This window comes from Rhodanobacter sp. Root561 (assembly GCF_001427365.1).
Taxonomy (GTDB): domain Bacteria; phylum Pseudomonadota; class Gammaproteobacteria; order Xanthomonadales; family Rhodanobacteraceae; genus Rhodanobacter.
Genome location: NZ_LMGH01000013.1, coordinates 332,403 through 356,379, shown reverse-complemented (window position 1 = coordinate 356,379; position 23,977 = coordinate 332,403). Strand labels below are relative to the sequence as shown.

18 protein-coding genes are annotated in these 23,977 nt (G+C 67.3%); 8 read left to right on the top strand and 10 right to left on the bottom strand.

The features are described 5' to 3' along the window. Position 1: 1 nt before the first annotated feature. Together pgeF and rluD are read right to left on the bottom strand one after the other, a co-directional pair. Complete coding sequence (pgeF, locus tag ASD55_RS13815; protein ID WP_056766923.1) at positions 2–751, bottom strand: peptidoglycan editing factor PgeF; 750 nt, start codon at positions 749–751, stop codon at positions 2–4. Positions 752–820: 69 nt separating this feature from the next. Continuing rightward, the gene (gene rluD, locus ASD55_RS13810) at positions 821–1,795 is read right to left on the bottom strand and encodes a 23S rRNA pseudouridine(1911/1915/1917) synthase RluD (protein WP_056766922.1); all 975 of its coding nucleotides are present in this window, start codon (positions 1,793–1,795) and stop codon (positions 821–823) included. Between the two features lie 104 nt (positions 1,796–1,899). Between rluD and ASD55_RS13805 the strand changes: the two genes are divergently transcribed. After that, positions 1,900–2,730, top strand: coding sequence for an outer membrane protein assembly factor BamD (locus ASD55_RS13805; protein WP_235577822.1), 831 nt, complete (start codon positions 1,900–1,902; stop codon positions 2,728–2,730). Positions 2,731–2,788: 58 nt separating this feature from the next. Here the strand turns inward: ASD55_RS13805 and ASD55_RS13800 are convergent, their stop codons facing one another. The 4 genes from ASD55_RS13800 to sucC all read right to left on the bottom strand — a co-directional run bounded on the left by ASD55_RS13800 (position 2,789) and on the right by sucC (position 7,383). Further along, a complete protein-coding gene (locus ASD55_RS13800) occupies positions 2,789–4,420 on the bottom strand; it encodes an NAD+ synthase (RefSeq protein ID WP_056767011.1) in 1,632 nt (543 codons plus the stop codon). A 174-nt stretch (positions 4,421–4,594) separates the two neighbouring features. After that, a complete protein-coding gene (locus tag ASD55_RS13795; RefSeq protein ID WP_056717279.1) occupies positions 4,595–4,930 on the bottom strand; it encodes an endonuclease domain-containing protein in 336 nt (111 codons plus the stop codon). 339 nt (positions 4,931–5,269) lie between these two features. After that, the gene (gene sucD, locus ASD55_RS13790) at positions 5,270–6,142 is read right to left on the bottom strand and encodes a succinate--CoA ligase subunit alpha (RefSeq protein ID WP_056766918.1); all 873 of its coding nucleotides are present in this window, start codon (positions 6,140–6,142) and stop codon (positions 5,270–5,272) included. Positions 6,143–6,156: 14 nt separating this feature from the next. Beyond that, a complete protein-coding gene (gene sucC / locus ASD55_RS13785; RefSeq protein WP_255357486.1) occupies positions 6,157–7,383 on the bottom strand; it encodes an ADP-forming succinate--CoA ligase subunit beta in 1,227 nt (408 codons plus the stop codon). A gap of 224 nt (positions 7,384–7,607) precedes the next feature. Here sucC and ASD55_RS13780 point away from each other — a divergent pair, with 224 nt between their 5' ends. Next, a complete protein-coding gene (locus tag ASD55_RS13780) occupies positions 7,608–9,257 on the top strand; it encodes a HAMP domain-containing sensor histidine kinase (protein ID WP_056766915.1) in 1,650 nt (549 codons plus the stop codon). Positions 9,258–9,314: 57 nt separating this feature from the next. Further along, a complete protein-coding gene (locus tag ASD55_RS13775; protein ID WP_056766913.1) occupies positions 9,315–10,709 on the top strand; it encodes a sigma-54 dependent transcriptional regulator in 1,395 nt (464 codons plus the stop codon). 109 nt (positions 10,710–10,818) lie between these two features. On the opposite strand, the gene ASD55_RS13770 is transcribed toward ASD55_RS13775, so the two are convergent. The 4 genes from ASD55_RS13770 to ASD55_RS13755 all read right to left on the bottom strand — a co-directional run bounded on the left by ASD55_RS13770 (position 10,819) and on the right by ASD55_RS13755 (position 17,080). Beyond that, complete coding sequence (locus tag ASD55_RS13770) at positions 10,819–12,384, bottom strand: response regulator (protein WP_235577821.1); 1,566 nt, start codon at positions 12,382–12,384, stop codon at positions 10,819–10,821. Positions 12,385–12,419: 35 nt separating this feature from the next. Next, the gene (locus tag ASD55_RS13765; protein WP_056717285.1) at positions 12,420–12,866 is read right to left on the bottom strand and encodes a response regulator; all 447 of its coding nucleotides are present in this window, start codon (positions 12,864–12,866) and stop codon (positions 12,420–12,422) included. After that, positions 12,863–14,656, bottom strand: a complete 1,794-nt coding sequence (locus ASD55_RS13760) for an ATP-binding protein (RefSeq protein WP_056767009.1) — start codon at positions 14,654–14,656, stop codon at positions 12,863–12,865. Before ASD55_RS13760 ends, ASD55_RS13765 begins: the two co-directional genes overlap by 4 nt. Before the next feature lie 117 nt (positions 14,657–14,773). Continuing rightward, a complete protein-coding gene (locus ASD55_RS13755) occupies positions 14,774–17,080 on the bottom strand; it encodes a GH92 family glycosyl hydrolase (RefSeq protein WP_056766910.1) in 2,307 nt (768 codons plus the stop codon). Between the two features lie 127 nt (positions 17,081–17,207). Here ASD55_RS13755 and ASD55_RS13750 point away from each other — a divergent pair, with 127 nt between their 5' ends. The 5 genes from ASD55_RS13750 (at position 17,208) to ASD55_RS13730 (ending at position 23,837) form a co-directional block, all read left to right on the top strand. After that, positions 17,208–18,260, top strand: coding sequence for a LacI family DNA-binding transcriptional regulator (locus ASD55_RS13750; protein WP_056766908.1), 1,053 nt, complete (start codon positions 17,208–17,210; stop codon positions 18,258–18,260). A gap of 102 nt (positions 18,261–18,362) precedes the next feature. After that, entirely contained in the window at positions 18,363–19,619 is a 1,257-nt protein-coding gene (fucP, locus tag ASD55_RS13745; RefSeq protein ID WP_200946201.1) for an L-fucose:H+ symporter permease, read from the top strand. Continuing rightward, positions 19,620–20,600: a carbohydrate kinase gene (locus tag ASD55_RS13740; RefSeq protein ID WP_056766904.1), complete on the top strand. Its 981-nt coding sequence runs from the start codon at positions 19,620–19,622 to the stop codon at positions 20,598–20,600. Beyond that, on the top strand, positions 20,597–21,838 hold the full coding sequence (locus tag ASD55_RS13735) for an AGE family epimerase/isomerase (RefSeq protein ID WP_056766902.1): 1,242 nt from the start codon (positions 20,597–20,599) through the stop codon (positions 21,836–21,838). The genes ASD55_RS13740 and ASD55_RS13735 overlap by 4 nt, the downstream gene beginning before the upstream one ends. Before the next feature lie 28 nt (positions 21,839–21,866). Further along, positions 21,867–23,837: a M1 family metallopeptidase gene (locus ASD55_RS13730; RefSeq protein ID WP_056766900.1), complete on the top strand. Its 1,971-nt coding sequence runs from the start codon at positions 21,867–21,869 to the stop codon at positions 23,835–23,837. The last annotated feature ends 140 nt before the right edge of the window (positions 23,838–23,977 follow it).

Genomic DNA, 23,977 nt, shown 5'->3' with positions numbered 1-23,977 from the left:
ATCAGCCGCGGTCGAGCCAGACCAGGCTGGCGAAGCGCCCGCTGCGGGCGCCATCGCGACGGTACGAGTAGAACCGCGCATCGGCGAAGGTGTCGAACCCGCCGCCGTGGATGCGTGCCACGCCGGCCGCGGCCAGCCGCTGCCGGGCCAGGCCGGCCAGGTCGCACAGCCAGTGGCCGGGCCGCGTCGCCACGAAGCATCCGGCCGCGGCCGCATCGTGCGCCACGAAGGCGGCGCGCACCTCGGCTCCCACCTCGTACGAGGCAGCACCGATGCACGGTCCCAGCCACGCCAGCAATCGCGACGACGGCGTGATCATCTGGCCCACCGTGGCCTCCAGCACGCCGCCGGCCAGGCCACGCCAGCCCGCGTGAGCGGCACCGATCTCGCCGCCATCATCGGCACAGAACAGCACCGGCAGACAGTCGGCGGTGAGGATCGAAAGCACGGTGCCGGGGATGTGCGAAACCGCCGCGTCCGCCTGGGGTTCGGCCTTGCCGGGCAGTGGCCCCAGCTCGGCCACCTCGCAGCCGTGCACCTGCTGCAACCAGCGCGGCTCGGCCGGCAGGCGCAGCGACTGCAACAAGGCGCTGCGATTGGCGGTCACCGCGTCAAGGGCGTCACCGCTGCGCAAGCCCAGATTGAAGCGATCGAACGGCGGCGCCGAGACGCCGGGGCCAAGCCGGGTGGTGATCGCGGCCCGCACCTGGGGTGGCGCGGGCCAATCAGGGAAGATCCAGCTTTCAGTCATCAGGCCGGGTATCGGGAAATGGGGAGCCACGAAGCATCGCACACTCGTCACCCGTGTTCCCGCAGCCGGTCAATAGTGCTCCGAACCGTGCTCGGCCAGATCCTCCCGCAAGGCCTCGATCAGCACGCGCTGGTCTGCGGGACGTTCGGCGCTGAAGGACATCTCCTCGCCCGTGGCCGGGTGGATGAAGGACAGCTTCTCGGCGTGCAGTGCCTGCCGCCGAAAGCCGCGCAAGGTGCCGATCAATTCCGCGCTGGCTCCCCTGGGCAGCTTCAGGCCGCCGCCGTAAAGCGGATCGCCGATCAGCGGATGGCCGATGTGCGCCATGTGCACCCGGATCTGGTGGGTGCGACCGGTCTCCAGCTGGCATTGCAGCAGGCTGTGGGCGCGGAAGCGCTCGCGCAGCCGGTAATGGGTGACCGCCCGCTTGCCGTCTTCCTCGTCGCGCACCGCCTGGCGCAGCCGGTCACCCATGCTGCGGCCGATCGGTTCGTCCACCGTGCCGCCGGCCACCATCGTGCCCAGCACCACCGCCTCGTACTGGCGTTCCACCTCGTGCCGCGACAACAGGTCGACCAGCGCGGTGTACGTGGGCAGGGTCCTGGCCACCACCATCAGGCCGGAGGTGTCCTTGTCCAGCCGATGCACGATGCCCGCACGGGGCAACTCGGCCAGCTTCGGATCATGGTGCAGCAGGCCGTTGAGCAAGGTCCCCACCGGGTTGCCCGCGCCCGGATGGACGACCAGCCCAGCCGGCTTGTCCAGCACCAGCAGGTGTTCGTCCTCGTGCACGATCGCCAGCGCCATCGCTTCGGGGGCGCTCGACACCTCGTTCTCCAGCTCCACCTCCAGCCGCACCAGCTCGCCGCCGCGCAGCAGCTGCCGCGCGGCCACCTGCGCCCCGTCGAGGCTTACCGCGCCGGACTTGATCCAGCCGCTGAGCCGCGAGCGCGAATAATCGGGGAACATCTCGGCCAAAGCCTGGTCGAACCTGCGTCCCGCCGCGGTCAGCGGGACCTGTGCCTCGTGCCGGATCGTGGTCATGCGGGCATCCGCGGGGGACGGCCGGTTTCGGCTATCATGCCTGTTCGCTCAAACATCTGAATTCCTTCCTTATGCGCCCAACAATCGACTCGCCGAAGCTGCCGATGTCCAAAATGACTGTGATGAAATTGCTCGTGCTGCTGGTGGCCGCGATGTCGATGAGCGCATGTTCGATGTTCAAGTCGAAGCAGAACATCGACACGATGCCGCTGGAGGCGCTGTACGACAACGCGCACAACTCGCTGGAAAACGCAGATTACGCCGCAGCCACCAAGGCCTACCAGCGCCTGATCGCCCGCTTCCCGTCCGGCGAGTACAACGAACAGGCCCAGCTGGACCTGGCCTATTCGCAGTACAAGGACAACCAGCCCGATGATGCCCTGTCGACGGTGAACCGCTTCATCAAGACCTATCCGGCCAACAAACACGTCGATTATGCCTATTACCTGCGCGGTCTGATCAATTTCGATCGCACCGGCACCGTGCTGGAGCGCTGGTTCCCCCGCTCGGACAAGGATTCGCGCCGCGACCAGGGCTACAACCTGCAGTCGTTCGACGACTTCTCCGAGCTGTCGCGGCGTTTCCCGGACAGCGCCTACACCGCCGACGCGCGCCAGCGGATGATCTACCTGCGCAACATCCTGGCCCAGTACGAGATCAACGTGGCCGAGTTCTACCTGCGCAACAAGGCGTACGTCGCCTCCGCCGACCGTGCCCAGTACGTGGTCGAGCATTACCAGCAGGCGCCGCAGACCGGCGACGCCCTGGCCATCCTCACCCGCAGCTACCTGGCGCTGGACCAGAAGGCGCTGGCCGAGCAGAGCCGCCAGGTGCTGGCCATGAACTACCCGAATCACCCCTACCTCACCGACGCCAAGTGGCCGCATCCGCCGTCCACCCTGCGCAAGATGGTGCCGTTCTCGGGCCATCACTGAGTCGAGGCGAATGCAGTCAGAAAGCCGGCGAGCGATCGCCGGCTTTTTTTGTGCCCGCTCAATGCCAGCCGGAAGTGATCGGATAACGCCGCTCGCGACCAAACGCGCGGGTGGTCACGCGCGGTCCCGGCGCGGACTGGCGGCGCTTGAACTCGTTCAGCAGCACCAGCCGCACCACCCGGCGCACCGTCTCGGCCGCAAAGCCCTGCGCCACGATCTCCGCCTGCGACTGTTCGCGTTCGATGAAGCGCTCGAGGATCGCGTCCAGTTCGTCGTAGGCCGGCAGCGAATCCTGGTCGGTCTGGTTGTCGCGCAACTCGGCAGAGGGCGGGCGCTCGATGACTGCAGACGGAATCATGTCGCCACGATCCGCGGCGTCTGCCTGCGCATTGCGCCAGCGCGAGAGGCGATACACCACGGTCTTGTAGACATCCTTCAGCGGCGCATAGGCACCGCACATGTCGCCGTACAAGGTCGCGTAGCCGACCGCCATCTCGCTCTTGTTGCCGGTGGCCAGCAGCAGCCGGCCGTGCTTGTTGCTCAGCGCCATCAGCATCACGCCACGGGTGCGCGACTGCAGGTTTTCCTCGGTGGTGTCCGCGGGTTTGCCGGCGAACGCGGGAGTCAACGCGTCGACGAACGAGCGGTAGGTCGGTTCGATGTCGATCACGTGGTAGTCGACGCCGAGTTTCTCCGCCTGGGCGCGCGCACCGTCCAGCGACAACTGCGAGGTGTAGCGCGTGGGCATCATCACCGCGGTGACGCGCTCGGCGCCCAGCGCGTCCACCGCCAGCGCCAGGGTCAGCGCCGAGTCGATGCCGCCGGACAACCCCAGCAGCACGCCGGCAAAGCGGTTCTTGTCGATGTAGTCGCGGGTGCCGCGCACCAGGGCGGCGTACAGCGTGGCCTCCGGTAATTCGTCGACCGCGACCGGCCAGTCCTGCGCCGCGAGCGTGCGCGTGGCCGGATCGAATTCGGCCCACAGCAGCGCATCGACGAAGGCCGGCGCGCGCGCGGCAATCGAACCGTCGCCGTTGACCAGCATCGAACTGCCGTCGTAGACCACCTCGTCCTGGCCGCCGACCAGGTTCAGGTAGACGATCGCGCAGCCGGTTTCCCGCGCCCGTGCCTGCAGCACCGCCTCACGCTCGACCTGCTTGCGTGCATCCCACGGCGAGGCGTTGGTCACCACGATCAGCTCGGCACCCGCAGCGGCAGCCTGCGCGGCCGGCTCGGCTTGCCACACGTCCTCGCAGATCAGCAGGCCGATGCAGGTGCCATCGATCACCGTGGTGAGCGAGGCATGACCCGGGCGGAAGTAACGCTTGTCGTCGAACACGCCGTAATTCGGCAACGCCTGCTTGTGCGCGGTGCACTCGACCCTGCCGTCACGCAACACGCTGGCCGCGTTGAACACCTCGCCCTCGCTGTGCGGATGGCCGACCAGGGCCGCGATGCCATGGGTGGCTGCAGCCAGCGCCGCCAGCTCGCTGTCGCAAGCGGCGAGGAAGCTCGGCCGCAGCAGCAGATCCTCCGGCGGGTAGCCGCTCAGGGTCAGCTCGGGAAACGCCACCAGCGCGGCGCCGCCGGCGCGGGCGAGCGCAATGAGCTCGCCGACCTTGGCGGCATTCGCCGCCACCGCACCGACCGAAAAATCGTGTTGGGCCAGTGCCAGACGCAACTTTGCCATGACGGCGTGCATTCCTTGGGAGTTATCCGGGCAATGGTAATTCAAGAAGGGGAGCGTGCCCCCATCCGCCCTGTCGGGCACCTTCCCCCGCGTTGCGGGGGAAGGAAGCACGCGGCCATTTCCTTCCTCCGCTTGCGGGGGAAGGTGCCCGACAGGGCGGATGGTGGAAGCGCCCTACCCCAACGCCCCCAGAATCACCTCCAGCACCAGCTCCGTGCGATCAAGCACGTCATGATTCCAGCAGCGCACCACCGTGAATCCGTGCTGCCGCAACCAGTCATCACGCCCGACGTCGGCCACCGAATCCAGGTGCCCAGAGCCATCGACCTCGACCACCAGGTGTTTTTCCAGGCAAGCGAAATCGACGATATATGGACCGAGCGGATGCTGGCGGCGAAACCGGCAGCCGCCCAGCTGTCGCTGCCGCAGGCGCGCCCAGAGATGGTGTTCGGCCGGTGTCATGGCGCGGCGCAGCTGGCGCGCAAAGGTGGTCTTGGCATGGTCGCGCATGCAGGCTCTCGTTCGGCGGTGTTCGAGGGCCCCCAGCTTGGCGAGTACGGTCGGGTTCGGGCAGAGGAGTCTTCCACGGGGAGTGTGGGGTTGTATCGGGAGCTTGTGAGAGCGCCCCCCATCCGCCCTGTCGGGCACCTTCCCCCGCTAGCGGAGGAAGGAAACAACAGCAGCGTCACGATCTCCCTTCCCTCGCTCACGGGGGAAGGAAACAACAGCAGCACCACGATCTCCCTTCCCCCGCCAGCGGGGGAAGGTGCCCGAAGGGCGGATGGGGGCACGCACCAAAACAAAAGGCCGCGCAATGCGCGGCCTTTCATCAACATCACGCCACCAGGCTTACTTCATCAGCTTCGCGAGCGTCTTGCCCAGGTCGGCGGGTGACTTCACCGTGGTGACGCCGGCCTTCTCCAGCGCGGCGAACTTCGCCGCGGCGGTGCCCTTGCCGCCGGAGATGATCGCACCGGCATGGCCCATGCGCTTGCCGGCCGGGGCCGAAGCGCCGGCGATGAACGAGACCACCGGCTTCTTCACGTACTCGCCGATGAACTCGGCCGCGTCTTCCTCGGCGCTGCCGCCGATCTCGCCGACCATGATGATGCCTTCGGTCTGCGGGTCGTCCTGGAACAGCTTCAGGCAGTCGATGAAGTTGAGGCCGTTGATCGGGTCGCCGCCGATGCCGATCACCGTGCTCTGGCCGAGGCCTTCGTTGGTGGTCTGGAACACCGCTTCATAGGTCAGCGTGCCGGAGCGCGAGACCACGCCGACCCTGCCCTTGCTGTGGATGTGGCCGGGCATGATGCCGATCTTGCATTCGCCGGGGGTGATGATGCCGGGGCAGTTCGGCCCGATCAGCACGATCTCCGGATGTTGCTGCAGCACGTTCTTGACGCGCAACATGTCCAGTACCGGGATGCCTTCGGTGATCGCCACGATGGTCTTGATGCCGGCGTCGATCGCTTCGAGGATCGAGTCGGCCGCGAACGGCGGCGGCACGAAGATCACCGACGCATCGGCGCCGGTCTGCAGCACGGCTTCATCGACCGAGTTGAAGACCGGCAGGCCGATGTGCTCGGAGCCGCCCTTGCCCGGGGTCACGCCGCCGACGACCTGGGTGCCGTAGTCGAGGCACTGCTGTGCGTGGAAGGTGCCCTGCTGGCCGGTGAAGCCCTGCACCAGCACCTTGGTGTTCTTGTTGACGAGTACGCTCATGTTTCGATTGCTCCTCAGGCCTTGGCCGCAGCCACGGCTTTCTGCGCCGCGTCGTTGAGATCGTCCGCCGGCGTGATCGCCAGGCCGGAGTTGGCCAGCAGTTCGCGGCCCTGATCGACATTGGTGCCCTGCAGACGCACCACCACGGGGATCTTCAGGCCCACTTCCTTGACCGCGGCGATGATGCCCTCGGCGATCATGTCGCAGCGGACGATGCCGCCGAAGATGTTGACCAGGATGCAGTTGACCTTGTCCGAGGAGGTGATCAGCTTGAACGCCTCGGTCACGCGTTCCTTGGTGGCGCCGCCGCCCACGTCGAGGAAGTTGGCCGGCTCGCCGCCCGCCAGCTTGATCACGTCCATGGTCGCCATCGCCAGGCCGGCGCCGTTGACCATGCAGCCGATGTTGCCGTCCATCGTCACGTAGTTGAGGTTGCTCTGCTGCGCGGCGGCTTCGGCGGCGTCTTCCTGGGTCAGGTCGCGCATCGCGGCCAGGTTCGGGTGACGGTATTCGGCGTTGTCGTCGGAGTTGACCTTGCCGTCCAGCGCGGCGAGGTTGCCGTCTTCCAGCACGGCCAGCGGGTTCAGCTCGACCAGGGCCAGGTCCTGCTCGTTGAACAGCTTGTACAGGCCCAGCATGATCTTGGTCAGCTGGTTGACCTGCTTGTTGTTGAGGTCCATCGCGAAGCCGAGCTGGCGGCACTGGTACGGCTGCAGCCCTTCGACGAAGTCGACCACGATGGTGTGGATGTCTTCGGGGGTTTCTTTCGCCACCTGCTCGATGTCCACGCCGCCGTGCTTGGAGGCGATGAACGAGACGGCCTTGGAATCACGATCGACCAGGATCGACAGGTACAGCTCGCGGGCAATGTCGGTGGCGTCGGTGACCAGCACCAGGTTCACCGGCAGCGCGCGGCCGGCCGACTGGTAGGTTTCCATGTTGGTGCCCAGCATGCCCTTGGCGGCGGCACGCACGTCGTCGAAGCTGCGGCAGAACTTGACGCCGCCGGACTTGCCGCGGCCGCCGGCGTGGATCTGCGCCTTGACCATCCACTGGGAACCGCCGAGCGCCTTGGCGGCATCGACGGCGGCGTCGGGGGAGTTGGCGACCTTGCCCGGCGGAACGGCGATGCCGTACTGCGCGAACAGTTCTTTGGCCTGGTATTCGTGGAAATTCATTCGATACCTCGAGCGAACGGAAAAACGATGGCGGCCGCACGCGTGTCGCGATGCGTGGGTCAGGAAGGTCGGACGGCGGAGGAGCGCGCTGCCGAAGGCAGTGCGCCTGCCGGATGGAACCGGGCATACCGCGCCATGCGGCCGCCCATTTTCGCGGAAGCCGGCCCCGATGGAAAGGGCCGCCTGCCCGAAACGGCCGCGCGGCGCTCTCCCATGCGCTTTCGCGGTGGCTCACAGCGCCGATCAGCCCGTCTATACTCGCCCGGAATCGCCAGGGAATAGCCCAAGTGCCCAACAGCGCCCCGTTCGTAGCCACCCCTGCCGCCACTGCGACGATTCGCCACGAGCTGTCGTTCCTCAACGCGTTCCGGGTGGTGCAGGCGCTGGTCTACGCGGGCCTGGCCTTCAGCCCGCCCGGGCTGGGCTGGCCGCAGCTGAACGCCCCCGACCTCGCCCATGGCATGGTCACGCTGTATCTGGTGTTCGCCCTGGTCATGCTGCTGTTGAACCGGCGCAGCATGCCCCACGCGCTGGTCGTGGTGGGTGCGACGCTGGTGGTGGACATCGCCGTGGCGGTGATGGCGATCGCCGCCATGCACGATGCGCGCATCGGCATCGCGATGATGCTGGCGGTGAACCTCAGTGCCGGCGCCCTGATCCTGCCGCTGCGGCTGTCCAGCTTCTTCGCCGCGCTGGCCACGCTGGGCATTCTGGGCCACACCTTTTTCGGCGATTCGGCGAGCAATCCCGGCGACCGGGACCTGCTGGAGGCGGGACTGTTCGGCTTGGCCTATTTCGCCACCACCAGCCTGTGCAACGTGCTGGGCCGCCAGCTGCGCGCCACCGAGGCGCTGGCCGAGCAGCGCAGCACCGACCTGGCCAACCTGGCCCAGGTCAACGAGCTGATCATCCGCCGCATGAAGACCGGCGTGCTGCTGGTCGACGATGCCAACCGCATCCACCAGATCAACGAGTCCGCCTGGATGCTGATGGGCAACCCTGGCGCTGACCAGCGCGACCTGGGCCAGCTGGCGCCGGAGCTGTCACGCCGCCTGTATCACTGGATGACCTCGGGCAAGCTGGACGAAACCGCCACCCAGCTCGCCGACGGCGTGCCCGAGGTGGTGCCGCGCTTCACCCGGCTGGCGCCGAACGACGACTCGCACGTGCTGATCTTCCTCGACGACACCTCGCTGCTGTCGCGCCGCGCCGAGGAACTCACGCTGACTTCGCTGGGCCGGCTGTCCGCCTCGATCGCGCACGAGATCCGCAACCCGCTGGCGGCGATCCGCTACTCGGCGCAGCTGCTGGCCGAATCGGACAGCATGGACGCCACCGACCAGCGCATGGTCGAGATCATCAACAATCACTGCATCCGGCTCAACGAGATCATCGAGAACATCCTGCAGCTGTCGCGCCGCGAACGCTCGCGGCCGGAAACGCTGGACCTGGGCCACTGGGCCCAGGCCTTCGTCGAGGAGTACGTGCAGGGCAACGACCTGGGCGCCGATTCGCTGCGTGCGATCGCCAGCAGCGGCACGCCGGTGGCCGCGGTGGCCGACCCGCAGCAGTTGCAGCAGGTGGTGTGGAACCTGGTGCAGAACGCGCTGCGCTACGGTCGCCTGCCCGGCGAGCCGGCGCGAGTGATGGTGGTGACCCGCCAGGGCGAACACGGCGTGCCGATCCTCGAAGTGATCGACCGCGGCCCCGGCATCGCGCCCAAGGTGGCCGCGCAGATCTTCGAGCCGTTCTACACCACCCACGAATACGGCACCGGGCTGGGCCTGTATCTCGCGCGACAGATGAGTGATGCGAACCAGGCTGCACTGGAGTACGTGCGGGTGGCCGGCGGCGGCAGCTGTTTCCGGCTGGTGCTGACGCCGCCGGCACGCAGTCCGGCGGAAACCAGCGAGGCGGTGCAGACCGCCACGCGTTGACCTTTTGGCCCGCCCTAGTACCCTTCAACAGCCTGCTTCGGGAAACATGGACCTCCTATGACCGCACAGACCGTACTGGTCATCGACGATGAACGCGACATTCGCGAGCTGCTGACGATCACGCTGGGCCGCATGGACCTGCAGGTCGATGCAGTGGGTACGGTCGGTGATGCACGCCGCGCCCTGGCCGAGCGCACGTACGATCTCTGCTTCACCGACATGCGCCTGCCCGACGGCAACGGACAGGAAGTGATCGAGCTGATCGCCAGCGAACATCCGGACATGCCGGTGGCGATGATCACCGCCTACGGCAACGTCGACGCCGCGGTCAACGCACTGAAGGCTGGCGCCTTCGACTTCGTCTCCAAGCCGGTCGACATCCAGATGCTGCGCGGACTGGTCCGCACCGCCCTGCGCCTGGCCGAGGAAAAACGCAACGGCGGCGCGACTGCCACTCCCGGCGATGGCGGCAACCGGCTGATCGGCGATTCGGCGGCGATGCAGCAGGTGCGCGCCACCATCGGCAAGCTGGCACGCAACCAGGCGCCGGTGTACATCGCCGGCGAATCCGGCGTGGGCAAGGAACTGGTCGCCCGGCTGATTCACGAGCAGGGTCCCCGCGCCAGTGGACCGTTCGTGCCGGTCAACTGCGGCGCGATTCCGTCCGAGCTGATGGAAAGTGAATTCTTCGGCCATCGCAAGGGCAGCTTCACCGGCGCCGGTGCCGACAAGGAAGGCCTGTTCCAGGCCGCCCAGGGCGGCACGCTGTTCCTCGACGAAGTGGCCGAGCTGCCGCTGCACATGCAGGTGAAACTGCTGCGCGCGATCCAGGAAAAGGCGGTACGCCCGATCGGCGGCCGCGACGAGATTCCGGTCGACGTGCGCATCCTCTCGGCCACCCACAAGAACCTGGGCCAGCTGGTCGAGCAGGGCCAGTTCCGCCAGGACCTGTTCTACCGCATCAACGTGATCGAACTGCGCGTGCCGCCGCTGCGCGAGCGCCGTGGCGACGTGCCGCAACTGTCGGCCTTCATCCTCAAGGCGCTGGCCGGCAAGAGCGGCGAACCGGTGGGCCAGCTGGCGCCGGCCGCACGCGATGCACTGGCGGCCTATGACTTCCCCGGCAACGTGCGCGAGCTGGAGAACGTGCTCGAACGCGCGATGGCGATGTGCGACGGCAACACCATCGAGGCGGTCGACCTGATGCTGCCCCAGCGCAGCGCCCGCGTCGGCACCGAGCAACTGGCCGGCGCCACGGCGACGGCGCCCGCCCCGGCTGCTGCCGCCGCGGGTGCGGACGGCGGCCTGGACGACTACATCAGCAATCTCGAGCGCACCGCGATCGTCAAGGCGCTGGAAGAATCCCGTTACAACAAGACCGCGGCCGCCCGCAAACTCGGCATCACCTTCCGCGCCCTGCGCTACAAGCTGAAGAAGCTGGGCATCGACTGAAGGCTTGAGCCCGCGCGAGGGCTCGCGCGCTGCGTGACGCGCGGGTTCACTCCGCAAACGCTTCCGCAACCGTCGCTCGCGGGCACGGAAAGCGCGATCGGCCGCGCGTTCAACCGTTGCCGGAAATCACCGCATTCAGCGCCTTGCGCAAACTGCGCAACAATACCTGGGTGGTCACCGGTTTCTCGACCATGTGCAGGTGTTGCAGCGGCGGCAATTCCTGCAGGTCCGGCACCGCGCCCGGACGGGTCAGCAGGATCACCGCGCCGGCATAGCCCTGCTCGATCAGCGCCGACAACGTGCGCACGCCGGTGAACAGGTTCATGTCCGCGTCCAGCACCACCAGGTCGGGCAGGCCGCCGGCCTCGATCCACTGCAGTGCCGCCGTACCGCTCTGGCTGGCGTGCGCCTGGTAACCATAGGCGTCCAGCGTGTCGGCCAGCAGGGACAACTGACCGGCCTCCTCCACCACCACCAGCACCCGCTCGGCCGCACCTTCCAGATCGTCGTCGCCGTCAGCCCCGAGCGCGTCGGAGCCCATTTCCTCCAGCGGGATGTACAGGTCGAAGCGGGTGCCGCGACCCGGCTCGCTCTCCACCCGCATCACGCCGCCGTGGCTGCCCACGATGCGCTTGCATGACAGCAGCCCCAGGCCGGTGCCGGTTTCCTTGGTGGTGAAGAACGGCTCGAACATGTGTTCCAGCACCGCCGGCTCCATGCCGGGGCCGTCGTCCTTCACGCTGATGCACAGGTAGCGTCCATTGCGCGGCTGCTCCTCCGGCAGGAAGAAGTCATCGTCCAGCGTGGTCTGCGACGTCTCGATGTGCAGCTTGCCGCCGTCGGGCATCGCCTGGATCGCATTCAGGCAAAGGTTGAGCAGGCATTGCTGCAGCTCGGTGTGATTACCCTCGAACGACAGTTCCGGGTCGTCGATGACCAGCTCCATCGCCACGCTGCGTGGCACGCTGCCCTGCATCAGCAGGTCGAACGCGCTGAACAGGGGGCCCAGTTTCACCTGCTCCGCGCGACGGGCGCCGCGGGCGAACGACAGCATCGAGTGCACCATGTCCAGCCCGCGCCGCCCGCAATCGCGCACCAGCTTGCCCAGTCGTGCCAGGCGCGGGTCGTCCTGGTAGTCCTGCAGGCTGTCGCCGGCCAGCAGCAAGGGTTGCAACAGGTTGCGCAGGTCGTGGCTGAGGCCACCGGCGAGCATCGCCAGGCTCTCGAAGCGCTGCGCTCGGATCAGCTCCGACTCGGCGCGGCGATTGGCCCGGTGCGCCTCCGCCTCGTCCAGCGCCCGTCGCACCGCACTCGCCAGTCGCGCCGGATTCTGCTTCAGGATGTAATCCGTCGCGCCGTTGCGCAACGCGCCGATCGCCGCTTCCTCGCCCAGCGTGGCCGAGACGAAGATGAAGGGAATGTGCTCGTCGCGTCCCCGCAACAGCTCCAGCGCACGCATGCCGGAAAACCCGGGCATGCTCAGATCGGATAGCACGATGTCCGGGTGGAATTCTTCCAGCGCCGCAAGATAGCGCTTCTCGTCGTCGACCAGGCGCACCTCGTAGGCGATCGCGTCCGCATCAAGCTCGGCCAGCACCAGCTCGGCATCGAGTTCGCTGTCCTCGACCTGCAGGATGCGCACGGTCGGCATGTTTCGCAGCTGCCGGTTTGGCATGGTGTTCCTCGTTCCTTGTCCTTGGTCCTGTCCGTTCAGTCGTTTTCCGGCGCCTGGTTGAGCAAGGCCCAGAACTGGCCAAGCGTGCGCACCGCATCGAAAAACTGGTCGACGTCGACCGGCTTGATCACGTAGGCGTTCGCGCCGAGATCCCAGCTGCGGGCCAGGTCGCTTTCCTCGCGCGACGAGGACAGGATCACCACGGGGATGCGCCGCATCCGCTCATCGGCGCGCATCGCGGTCAGCACGTCCAGTCCGTTCATCCGGGGCATCTTGATGTCCAGCAACACCACCGCCGGGTTGCCGGGTTCACGCCCGGCCCACGCGCCCCGCTGGAACAGGTAGTCCATGCATTCGACGCCGTCCTCGACGTGCACCACCGGGTTGGCCAGGTGCGCCTCGCCCAGCGCATCCATCGCCATCTCGGCGTCCGCCATGCTGTCTTCGACCAGAAGAATGGTACGCAGGTCTTTCTTGTTCATGCTTCGCTCTCGATGCTTGCGCCAGCCGCGTCGGTGGCCGGCAGGGAAAAATGAAAATGGGCGCCCTGGCCCGGTTCGGCCTCGGCCCAGACCCGGCCACCGTGACGGGCCACGATGCGCCGCACGTTGGCCAGCCCGATGCCGTTACCGGGAAACTCCGAGGCGCGATGCAGGCGCTGGAACACGCCAAACAGCTTGTCCGCGTACTGCATGTCGAAGCCTGCGCCGTTGTCGCTCACGGTGAATTCGTAATTGCCGTGGCGCCCCTGCCGCACGCTCACCTCGATCTTCGCCAGCTCGCATTGTCCGGTGTATTTCACCGCGTTGCCGAGCAGGTTCTGCCATACGGTGCGCAACATGTTCTCGTCGCCGATCACCATCGGCAGCGGCGCGATCGTCCACGCGATGCGGCGCCCCTCGGCGCCCGTCTCGGCCAGCGCGCGGGCCTCGTCGACCAGCGACTGCATGTCCACTCCCTGCAGCCGCAAGGCGCCCCGGCCGAGTCGCGAGAACACCAGCAGGTCGTCGATCAGCAGCGCCATGCGCTGCGCCGAGTCGCCGATGACAGCCAGATAATGCGCCGACTTGTCGTCGATGCGTTCGCCCAGTTGCTGCTCCAGCTTGCGCGCAAAGCCGGCGATATGACGCAGCGGCGCGCGCAGGTCGTGGGAAACCGAATAACTGAACGCCTCCAGCTCGCGGTTGACGTCGGAAATCTGGCTCACCTTGCCCTCGAGCTGGCGGTTGAGCTCGTTCACCTGGTGCTCGGCCAGCGCACGGGTGGTGACATCGCTGACCGTCAGCAGCAGCGCCGGCACGTCGCTGTCCTGCTGCTGCAGGCGCCGCGCGTTGATCACCACGTTCCGCTCCATGCCGCCGGCGGTGCGCTGGACCATGTCGTAGTCCCACAGTTCGCGGTCACGCAACAGCACGTCGTTCAGGCGCTGCAGCAGCACGCTGTCGTTCCATGCACCGTCGCCGATCTCGGCCAGCGGCACGGCTCTTCCTGCCGGGTCCATTCCATACAGCTCGCCGAACGCATTGTTGACCAGCAGCGACTTGAGGTTGTCGTCGAACAGCGCGATCGGTTCGCGCACGGCCTGGAAGATCATCCGCGAGCGTTGCACGGCGCGCCCTTCGCGACTCTCCGCCAGCCGGCGCTGGCCGATCTGCCGCTCCGACATCATCACGATCACGGCGAGCAGGAACAGCTGCGCCAGCGCGGTCAACGCAAGCACCACGCCACCGTCCGTGGCCTTCTCCCGCGCGGCGGCCTCGCGGCTGGCAAGCAGGCCGTCTTCCGTATGCACGATTTCGTCGATTTCCGCGCTGATGCCGAACAGATCGCCCGCATTGCGCAACGACTGTCGCGCGCCGTCGGTATCGCCGCGGGCAATTCTCGTCCGGGCCTCCTTCATCAGGACGATGCGACCGGTCAATGCATTGTCCAGCGCGCCGATGCGGGTCTGTTGATCCGGGTTGTCCCGGGTCAGCGCCCGCAACTGGCGGATCAACGCGGGAATCTGCTGATCAGCGGCCAGCGCACGCTGTTGCGTCTGCTGGTCGGCATCACCGGCCAGCAGGCGGTAGCTGGCGCTCTCGCCATCGCGTGCCAGATAGGCCAGCTGATAGGTCACCGCCTTGATCTCGCTGGAATGGGCGACCCATGCAGCCGCCCGCTGCGTCTCCTGGATGCTGGTCCGGGTCACCACATAGGGCAGTGCCACGATGACCATCACGGCCAGCAGCAGGCCGGCCGTGCGCCAGCGCGGAAGTACATTTTTTTTCATCCGGCCAGCCACCTCGATCGAGCCACCACCGCTGGGCATTCTGGCCATTCTTGCATGTTTGCACGCTGACCAGAGCACCGTCGCGGCGCCCTGACGTGCTTCACATTGTCACGACAATCAGTGTGTTGCCGACCACGACGAGGCGGGCTGCGCCTGCATGGTGAAGTGCAATTCGCCACCGGCCACGATCTGGCCGTGACGCAACATCGGCCGGTCCAGCGGCTTGCCGTCCAGCGTCACCGAGCCCACGTACGGATGCGCGTCATCCAGCGGCGCGGCGGTGATCGTGAACGTGCGGCCGCCGTCCAGGTGGATCGCCGCGCGCGCCACGAACGGCCGGCCAAGCGCGTACTCGTCGCTGCCCGGCGCGACCGGATAGAAGCCCAGCGCGGTGAACACGTACCAGGCCGACATCTGGCCCAGGTCATCGTTGCCGGAGAGTCCGTCCGGCCGTGCCGCGTACTGGCTGTCCATGATCTGCTTCAGACGCTGCTGGGTTTTCCACGGCGCGCCGGCGTAGTCGTACAGATAGGCGATGTGATGGCTGGGTTCGTTGCCATGGGCATACCAGCCGATCAGGCCGGTGATGTCCTCGACGTGCTTGAAGTGGGCCGGGTCGACCTTCGCGTCGAACAGCGCATCGAGCTTGTCCACGAACTTCGCCTCGCCGCCCATCGCGGCGACCAGGCCAGGCACGTCCTGTGGCACGTACCACGAATACTGCCAGGCATTGCCTTCGGTGAAGTCGCTGCCATAGCCCGCCGCCGTGGGATCGAACGGCTCGCGGAACGTGCCGTCGGCGAGCCGGGCACGCATGAAGCCGGTCTTCGGGTCCCACGCGTTCTTCCAGTTGCCGGCGCGCTTCGCGAAGGCGGCCGCGATATCGGTCTTGCCCATCGCCTTCGCCATCTGCGCCAGCGACCAGTCGTCGTAGGCGTACTCCAGCGTCTTCGAGGCGCCTTCGGGTTCCTTGTCGATCGGCACGTAGCCGAGCTTCATGTAGTCGGCGAGATCCCCGTACGGCGCGTAGGTGGCACTGGCCACCATCGCCTGCAGCGCCTTGTCCGCATCGAAGCCGCGCACGCCCTTGATGTACGCGTCGGCGATCACCGGCACCGCGTGGTAGCCGATCATGCACCAGGTCTCCAGGCCCTGGTACGCCCACACCGGCAGGATGCCGAACGGGCTGGCCTCGCGCGCGGCGATCAGCGAGCGGATGAAGTCGGTGCTGCGCTGGGGATTGAGCAGGACCATCAGCGGCTGCTGCGCCCGGTAGACATCCCACAACGACCAGGTCGAGTAGAACTCGTAGCCGTCCGCCTTGTGTACGGCGTGGTCGGGGCCGCGATAGTCGCCGTTGACGTCCATGCTCAACGTGGGCGACAGCATAGCGTGATACAGCGCGGTGTAGAACTGCGTGCGGGCGGTCTTCGGCGCGTCGATGTCGACCACTGCCAGCACCTTGTCCCACGCCGCCGTGGCCTCGGCGCGACGGGCGTCGAAGTCCCAGCCGGCGCCGTCATGGTCGAGGTTGCCGATCGCGTTCGCCTCGCTCACCGTGGAGATCGCCACCTTCACTTCCAGCGGCTGCTTCAGCTTGCCGAAGTCGAACACGCCGACCAGGGCGCGGCCGTTCTGCGCGTCGTGATCCGCGGCGTGGTTGCCCGGACCGGCGAAGCCCTTGTAGGTCACGTCGGTCTCGCGGTTCAACAACTCGCGCGAGGTCATCGGCTGCGAGAAGCGCATGGCGAAACACAGCTCGCGTCCCGGCGCCCAGCCGCGGGTGGTGCGGCAGCCGGTGACGGTACCGTCGTCATGCACGCGCAGGCTGGACCACAGCACCTTGCCGGCGTAGTCGTAGATGCTCGGGCGCAGGTCCAGCAGCAGGTGCGCCGGCTTGCCGGTCGGGAAGGTGTAGCGATGCCAGCCGATCCGGCGCCCCGCGGTGAGTTCGGCGCGCACGCCGTAATCGCTCAGGGTCACCGCGTAGTAGCCGGCCTGCACCACTTCGCTGTCGTGCGAGAAGCGCGAGCGGTAGCCGCTGCCCAGTTTGGCCGGGTCGCCCGGTTCCAGCCGCACGTCGCCGGCGATCGGCATCACCAGCACGTCGCCCAGGTCCGAATGGCCGGAACCGGAGAAGTGCGTGTGCGAGAAACCCATGATGCTGCTGTCGCCGTACTGGTAGCCGGCGGCCCATTTGTACGCATGCTTGAAGTCCGGCATCGCGGTGTCCGGCGACAGCTGGATCATCCCGAACGGCACCGTGGCGCCGGGAAAAGTGTGGCCGTCGCCGCCCGTGCCGATGCGTGGATCGACCGCCGCCGCATGGCCTTGCACGGCATGCGCGCTGGCGGGTGCGAGGGCGGCGATGCCGAACGCGGCACCGAGCAGAGAGGGAAGCACAGCGCGCAAGCGGACGGTCATCTGATCTACCTTTGGAACGATTCAAGTCCGCACGCTATCATCCGGCAAGGGACATGGCATGCTGCGCTGCGACGTGCCGAACTGCTGCGATAAGCTAAATTTGGATCGTTCTAATGAGGCAAACTGCATGTCGAGTCATAGCCCGATCGGGCGCAAGGTCACCCTGAACGACATCGCCGCCGGCTGCGACGTATCGCGCGCCACGGTCTCGCTGGTGCTGCGCGGCAGCCCGCTGGTGAACAAGCACACCCGCGCCCGGGTCGAGGAAGAACTGCGCCGGCAGGGCTACGTCTACAACCGCGCCGCCGCCAACCTGCGCCGCCGCACCTCGACCAGCATCGCGCTGGTGCTGAACGACCTGGCCAACCCGTTCTTCGCCGAATTCGCCGCCGGCGTGGACGAGGCGCTGGCCGCCGCCGGCTTCGTCACCCTGCTCGGCTGCACCGGCGAATCGATCGCGCGCGAGCAGGCCGTGCTCGGTTCGCTGCTGGAACACGGCCCGGCCGGCATCATCCTGTCGCCGGCCGAGCACAGCAAGGCGCCGGACGTGCTGGCCGTGGTCGGACGGCGTGCACCGATGCTGCTGTTCAACCGCGAACTGGGCGGCACCCTGCCCGAGTTCGCGCACTGGGATCAGCTGATGCTGGACAACCAGCACGGCGCCCGCCTCGCCACCGAACACCTGATTGCCCGCGGCCACCGGCGCATCGCGTTCTTCGGCGGCCACCACGACTCCAGTTCGTGCCGGCAGCGCCATGCCGGTTACGCCGAGGCGATGCACACCGCGGGACTGCGCACCGAACCGTACTGGCGCGTCGAATGCGCGCCGACCCGGCTCGATGCCGCCCACCGGACCGAAGCCCTGTTCGCCGGCACGCTCGCACCGACCGCGGCGGTCTGCTACAACGACGCGGTCGCGCTGGGCCTGATGCTCGGCCTCAACCAGCGCGGGCTGCGCCCGGGCCACGACTTCGCGTTGACCGGCTTCGACGACATCGCCGAGGCGGCACTCGGCATGCCGCCGTTGACCACCTTGTCGGCTGCGCCGCACGAACGCGGCAAGCAGGCCGCACAATTGGTGCTGCAACGACTGCAGCAACCGCAGGCCGCCAGCCGCCGCACCGTCGCACCGGTGCGGCTGATGGTGCGCGAAAGCAGCTGCCCACCACCCGCCGCCTGACCCATCCGCTCATTCGCACAGGGGAATTCCATGGCCTTCGCTCAAGCTCCGTCACCGACGCCCGGCACACCGGCACACGGCGAGCGCTACACCGACTATCCGATGGCGCTGGGCGTGCTCACCACCATCTTCTTCATGTGGGGCTTCCTCACTTGCCTCAACGACATCCTGATCCCGCATCTGAAGTCGGTGTTCCAGCTCGGCTACTTCCAGGCGATGCTGGTGCAGTTCACCTTCTTCGGCGCGTACTTCCTGATGGCGTTGCCGGCCGGATGGATGGTCGCCGCGCTGGGCTACAAGAAGGGCATCGTGGCGGGGCTGGCGATTGCCGGCGTGGGCGCGCTGGGCTTCTGGCCCGCCGCCACGCTGCAGCTGTATCCCGCCTTCCTCGCCGCGCTGTTCGTGCTGGCCACCGGCATCACCGTGCTGCAGGTGGCGGCCAATCCCTACGTGGCGCTGCTGGGGCCGGAGCGCACCAGTTCCAGCCGGCTGACCCTGGCCCAGGCACTGAACTCGTTCGGCACCTTCCTGGCGCCGCTGTTCGGCGGCATGCTGATTCTGTCCAGCGTGGTGAAGAGTCCGGCCGAACTGGCCGCGTTGCCGCCGGCCGAACACCTGGCCTACCAGGCACAACAGGCGCAGGCCGTGCAGGGTCCGTACATCGGCCTGGCCGTGGTGCTGTTCCTGCTGGCCGTCTTCGTCTGGCTGTTCCGCCTGCCCGCGCTGAGCGAGGCCACCGACAAGGGCGACCACGACCGCCACAGCTTCGCCGAGGTGTTGCGCCACCCGCACGTGCTGTTCGGCGTGCTGGGCATCTTCTTCTACGTGGGCGCCGAGGTTTCGATCGGCAGCTTCATGGTGAACTACCTGTCGCTGCCCGAGATCGGCCACGTCAGCGAGCAGCAGGCCGCGAAGTACGTGTCGTACTACTGGCTGGGCGCGATGATCGGCCGTTTCATCGGCTCGGCGCTGATGGCGAAGTTCTCGCCGCGCAAGCTGCTGGCCGGCTTCGCCGCGATCAATGCGCTGCTGGTGCTGACCACCATGCTCACCAAGGGCGACGTTGCGATGGTCAGCATCATCGCGATCGGCCTGTTCAACTCGATCATGTTCCCGACCATCTTCGCGCTCGGCATCGAGCGGCTGGGGTCGATGACCAGCAAGGCCTCCAGCCTGCTGATCATGGCCATCGTCGGCGGCGCGATCATCCCGCCGCTGCAGGGCCTGCTCGCCGACCACATCGGCCTGCAGCACGCGTTCTTCCTGCCGCTGCTGTGCTACCTGTACATCGTGTTCTATGGCCTGAGCGGCTCGCGCATCCGGGGCCTGCCCGCCGACGCCTCGCAAAGGGGGTCGTGAGTGGCCTTCCATCCCATCCTGTGCTTCGGCGAGGCACTGATCGACCTGCACGCCGACGGCTTCGACGGCCACGGCTTCGCCGCCCGCTTCGTGCCCTTCGCGGGCGGTGCGCCGGCCAACGTCGCGGTCGCCGCGGCGCGTCTCGGCGGCGCCGCCCGTTTCGCCGGCATGCTGGGGCGCGACCGCTTCGGTGATTTCCTGCTGGACAGCCTGCAGCAGGCCAGTGTCGGCACCGACGACATCGTGCGCACCGATGCGGCGAACAGCGCGCTGGCCTTCGTCACCCTTGACGCCCGCGGTGAACGCAGCTTCAGCTTCTACCGCGACAACTCGGCCGACCTGCTGTTCCGGCCGGCGCATTTCCGCGCCGACACGTTCCGCGACGTCGCCGTGTTCCACGTCTGCTCCAACAGCATGACCGACCCCGCGCTGGCCGGAACCACCCGCGAAGGCATGCAGCGCGCACACGGCGTCGGCGCCCTGGTCAGCTTCGACCTCAACCTGCGTCCGGCGCTGTGGCCGCGCGACATCGATCCCCGCCCGCTGCTGTGGCCCGCGCTGCACCTGGCCGACGTGGTGAAGCTGTCGGCCGAGGAATTCGCCTGGCTGGCGGTCGACGGCGAACAGGCCGCGCTGGACCGCCTGTGGCTGGGCCGCACCCGGCTGGTGGTGGTGACCGACGGCGGGCAGCCGCTGCGCTGGTTCCACCCGGACGCCGAGGGCGAGCTGCCGTGCTACCCGGTCGAGGTGGTCGACAGCACCGCCGCCGGCGATGCCTTCGTCGGCGGCCTGCTGTGCTGCCTGGCCGAACTCGAAGCGGGCGCCGAACGACTCGATCACCTGGTGACCGAGCTGCCGCGCCTGCACGCGATGTTGCGCTTCGCCGCCGCCTGCGGCGCGCTGACCGTCACCCGCCAGGGTTCGTTCGCCGCGATGCCGCGCGGCGACGAAGTGCTGGCCTTCATGGAACAGCAGGCATGAACAGCAGCCCCGATTTTCCTTCCGCCGATTTCCGTTCCGCCGAGTTCCTGCGCGGACACATCGCGCAGACGATGGCGTTCTACCACCCGCGCGCGATCGACCCGCAGGGCGGCTTCTTCCACTACTTCCGCGACAACGGCACGATCTACGATCGCAGCCACCGGCACCTGGTCAGCAGCACCCGCTTCGTCTTCAACTACGCGATGGCGGCGATCGAGTTCGGCGACGACGCGACGCTTCGAGGCGAGTACCTCGACGCCGCCCGCCACGGCCTGCGCTACCTGCGCGAGGTGCATCGCGATCCGGCCAGCGGCGGCTACGCCTGGACCATCCGCGACGGCCAGCCGGAAGACCGCACCAACCATGCCTACGGCGTCGCCTTCGTGCTGCTGGCCTGCGCCAGCGCGGTGAAAGCCGGCATCGCCGAAGCCGCCGCCTGGATGGACGAGACCTGGAACCTGCTTGAACAGCGCTACTGGGATGCCGACGCCGGGCTGTACCGCGACGAGGCCGATGCCGACTGGCACTTCAGCGACTACCGCGGCCAGAACGCGAACATGCACATGTGCGAGGCGATGCTGGCCGCCTACCAGGCCAGCCGCGAGCCACGCTATCTCGATCGCGCATACACCCTCGCCGATCACATGACCCGTCGCCAGGCGGCGCTGGCCGGCGGCCTGGTGTGGGAACACTACGACCGCGACTGGGCCATCGACTGGGACTACCACCGCGACGACCCGAAGCACCTGTTTCGCCCGTGGGGCTTCCAGCCCGGCCACCAGACCGAATGGGCCAAGCTGCTGCTGATCATGGAGCCGCTGCTGCGCGAACGCGGTGCCGCGCCGGACTGGATGCTGCCCACCGCGCAGCACCTGTTCGACACCGCGCTGGCCCGCGCCTGGGACAACGAGTACGGCGGCATCTGTTACGGCTTCGCGCCGGACGGCAGCGTCTGCGACGACGACAAGTATTTCTGGGTGCAGGCCGAATCGCTGGCCGCCGCCGCCCTGCTGCACGAGCGCAGCGGACTGGCTGTCCATGACGACTGGTACGTGAAGCTGTGGGCGTACGCGTGGCAGCATTTCGTCGATCACCGCCACGGCGCCTGGTACCGCATCCTCACCCGCGACAACCGAAAGTACGACGACGAAAAGAGTCCCGCCGGCAAGACCGACTACCACACGATGGGCGCCTGCCACGAACTGCTGGCGCTGATCCGTCGCGGTGGCCAGCCGTAAAGCGTCTTCCCTTCCCCAAAGGCTTCGCATGAACAACCTCACGCTCACTCTTGCCGCCACCTTCGCCGCGCTTTCGCTGGCGCCCGCCTTCGCCGCCGACACCGCGCCTGCGCGCTTCGATCCCGCGCAGACGTTCGCGCCGTACAGCTACCCGCAACCGGCCAACGCCTACCGCTCCGCCAGCGGCAAGCCCGGCCCGATGTACTGGCAGAACCGCGCCGACTACCGGATCAAGGCCACGCTCGATCCCGCCACCCGGCTGCTGAGCGGCAGCGAGGTGATCAGCTACACCAACCACAGCCCCGACGTGCTCGACGTGCTGTGGCTGCAGCTGGACCAGAACCGCTATCGCAAGGACGCCCGTGGCGCGTTCACCAGCAAGTTCCCCACCGAGTTCACCGACGGCTACAGGATCAGCTCGGTCGAAGTCGAAGACGCGCAGGGCCACACGCAGCCGGTGAAGTGGATCGTCTCCGACACCCGCATGCAGGTGCAGCTGCCGACCGCGCTGAAAGCGAAGGACGGCCAGCTGAAACTGCACATCGCCTGGAGCTTCACCGTGCCCGGCGAGTTCGGCGGGCGGATGGACGTCAACCCGAGCAAGAACGGCGAGATCTTCGAGATCGCCCAGTGGTATCCGCGCATGGCCGTCTACGACGACCTGCGCGGGTGGGACACGGCGCCCTACCTCAACAGCGAGTTCTATCTGGAGTACGGCGATTTCGACTACGCGATCACCGTGCCGTGGGACATGATCGTGGCCGGCTCCGGCGAACTGCTGAACCCGCAGGACGTGCTGACCAGGACCGAGCAACAACGGCTGGAACAGGCGCGCCGCAGCGACAAGACCGTGATGATCCGCAGCGCGGACGAAGTCACCCAGCCGTCCAGCCGTCCAAAGCAGAGCGGCACGCTGACCTGGCACTTCGCCATGCACGACACTCGCGACGTCGCGTTCGGCGCCTCCAAGGCCTTCGTGTGGGACGCGGCGCGAATCAACCTGCCCGCAGGCAAGAGCGCGCTGGCGATGTCGGTCTATCCGGCCGAAAGCGGCGGCGACGCCGCCTGGGGCCGCGCCACCGAATACCTCAAAGCCTCCACCGAATACTTCTCGAAGCAGTGGTACCCGTACCCATGGCCGGTGGCGATCAACGAAGCCGGCACCGCCGGCGGGATGGAGTATCCCGGCATCACCTTCGACCACAAGCTGGCCAAGGGCCGCAGCCTGCACATGGTGATCGCGCACGAGATCGGGCACATCTGGTTCCCGATGATCGTGGGCAGCAACGAGCGCCGCGATGCGTGGATGGACGAAGGCTTCAACACCTTCATCGACGTCTACGAGGCCGACGCGTTCAACCATGGCGAATACGCGCCCAAGCGCGACGGCGAATACGCGCCGGGCAAGGGCAACCCGGCCGACGAGATCGCCAAGGTGCTGCAGGACCAGGACGCCCCGCCGCTGCTGCTGGGCGCCGACATGGTGCCGGAGAAATACCGCCACCCGATCAGCTACTTCAAGGGCGCGTTCGGCTTGGTGCTGCTGCGCGAGCAGATCATCGGCCCGGAACGCTTCGACCCCGCCTTCCGCCGCTACATCGCCACCTGGGCCTACAAGCACCCCAGCCCGTCCGACTTCTTCCGCTTCATGGAAAGCGAGACCGGCGAAGATCTGGGCTGGTTCTGGCGCGGCTGGTTCGACCACAACTGGCAGCTCGACCTGGCCGTGCAGAAAGCCGCCTACACCGACGGCGACTACCGCAAGGGCGTCGACGTCACCGTGGCGAACCTGGACCAGCTGGTCATGCCCGCCACCCTGCAACTGGTCTACGACGACGGCAGCAAGCAGGACGTGCGCGTGCCGGTGGAAACCTGGCAGCAACACCGCAGCTACGTGGTCCACGTGGATGGCACGCGCAAGCTGAAGTCGGTCACGATCGATCCGGCGCGGGCGTTGCCTGACGGCAATCGCGGCAACAACAGTTTCGCGATGCCGTAGGGGGAGCCATGGTGTCGGGGACAGCTTTACTCGTGGCAGCTGGCCACGAATTGTCCCTGACACCTGTTCCACGCTTTGCCATTGGCCAGGATGAGGCGACGTATCCATGCGATGCAAACCCCTGGTGCGAATGCTGTGAT

Excerpts from the sequence above, each read along its gene's own strand:
- pgeF (WP_056766923.1), bottom strand. The coding sequence starts at position 751 with ATGACTGAAAGCTGGATCTTCCCTGATTGGCCCGCGCCACCCCAGGTG.
- rluD (WP_056766922.1), bottom strand. The coding sequence starts at position 1,795 with ATGACCACGATCCGGCACGAGGCACAGGTCCCGCTGACCGCGGCGGGA.
- ASD55_RS13805 (WP_235577822.1), top strand. The coding sequence starts at position 1,900 with ATGTCCAAAATGACTGTGATGAAATTGCTCGTGCTGCTGGTGGCCGCG.
- ASD55_RS13800 (WP_056767011.1), bottom strand. The coding sequence starts at position 4,420 with ATGGCAAAGTTGCGTCTGGCACTGGCCCAACACGATTTTTCGGTCGGT.
- ASD55_RS13795 (WP_056717279.1), bottom strand. The coding sequence starts at position 4,930 with ATGCGCGACCATGCCAAGACCACCTTTGCGCGCCAGCTGCGCCGCGCC.
- sucD (WP_056766918.1), bottom strand. The coding sequence starts at position 6,142 with ATGAGCGTACTCGTCAACAAGAACACCAAGGTGCTGGTGCAGGGCTTC.
- ASD55_RS13775 (WP_056766913.1), top strand. The coding sequence starts at position 9,315 with ATGACCGCACAGACCGTACTGGTCATCGACGATGAACGCGACATTCGC.
- ASD55_RS13770 (WP_235577821.1), bottom strand. The coding sequence starts at position 12,384 with ATGCCAAACCGGCAGCTGCGAAACATGCCGACCGTGCGCATCCTGCAG.
- ASD55_RS13765 (WP_056717285.1), bottom strand. The coding sequence starts at position 12,866 with ATGAACAAGAAAGACCTGCGTACCATTCTTCTGGTCGAAGACAGCATG.
- ASD55_RS13760 (WP_056767009.1), bottom strand. The coding sequence starts at position 14,656 with ATGAAAAAAAATGTACTTCCGCGCTGGCGCACGGCCGGCCTGCTGCTG.
- ASD55_RS13755 (WP_056766910.1), bottom strand. The coding sequence starts at position 17,080 with ATGACCGTCCGCTTGCGCGCTGTGCTTCCCTCTCTGCTCGGTGCCGCG.
- ASD55_RS13750 (WP_056766908.1), top strand. The coding sequence starts at position 17,208 with ATGTCGAGTCATAGCCCGATCGGGCGCAAGGTCACCCTGAACGACATC.
- fucP (WP_200946201.1), top strand. The coding sequence starts at position 18,363 with ATGGCGCTGGGCGTGCTCACCACCATCTTCTTCATGTGGGGCTTCCTC.
- ASD55_RS13735 (WP_056766902.1), top strand. The coding sequence starts at position 20,597 with ATGAACAGCAGCCCCGATTTTCCTTCCGCCGATTTCCGTTCCGCCGAG.
- ASD55_RS13730 (WP_056766900.1), top strand. The coding sequence starts at position 21,867 with ATGAACAACCTCACGCTCACTCTTGCCGCCACCTTCGCCGCGCTTTCG.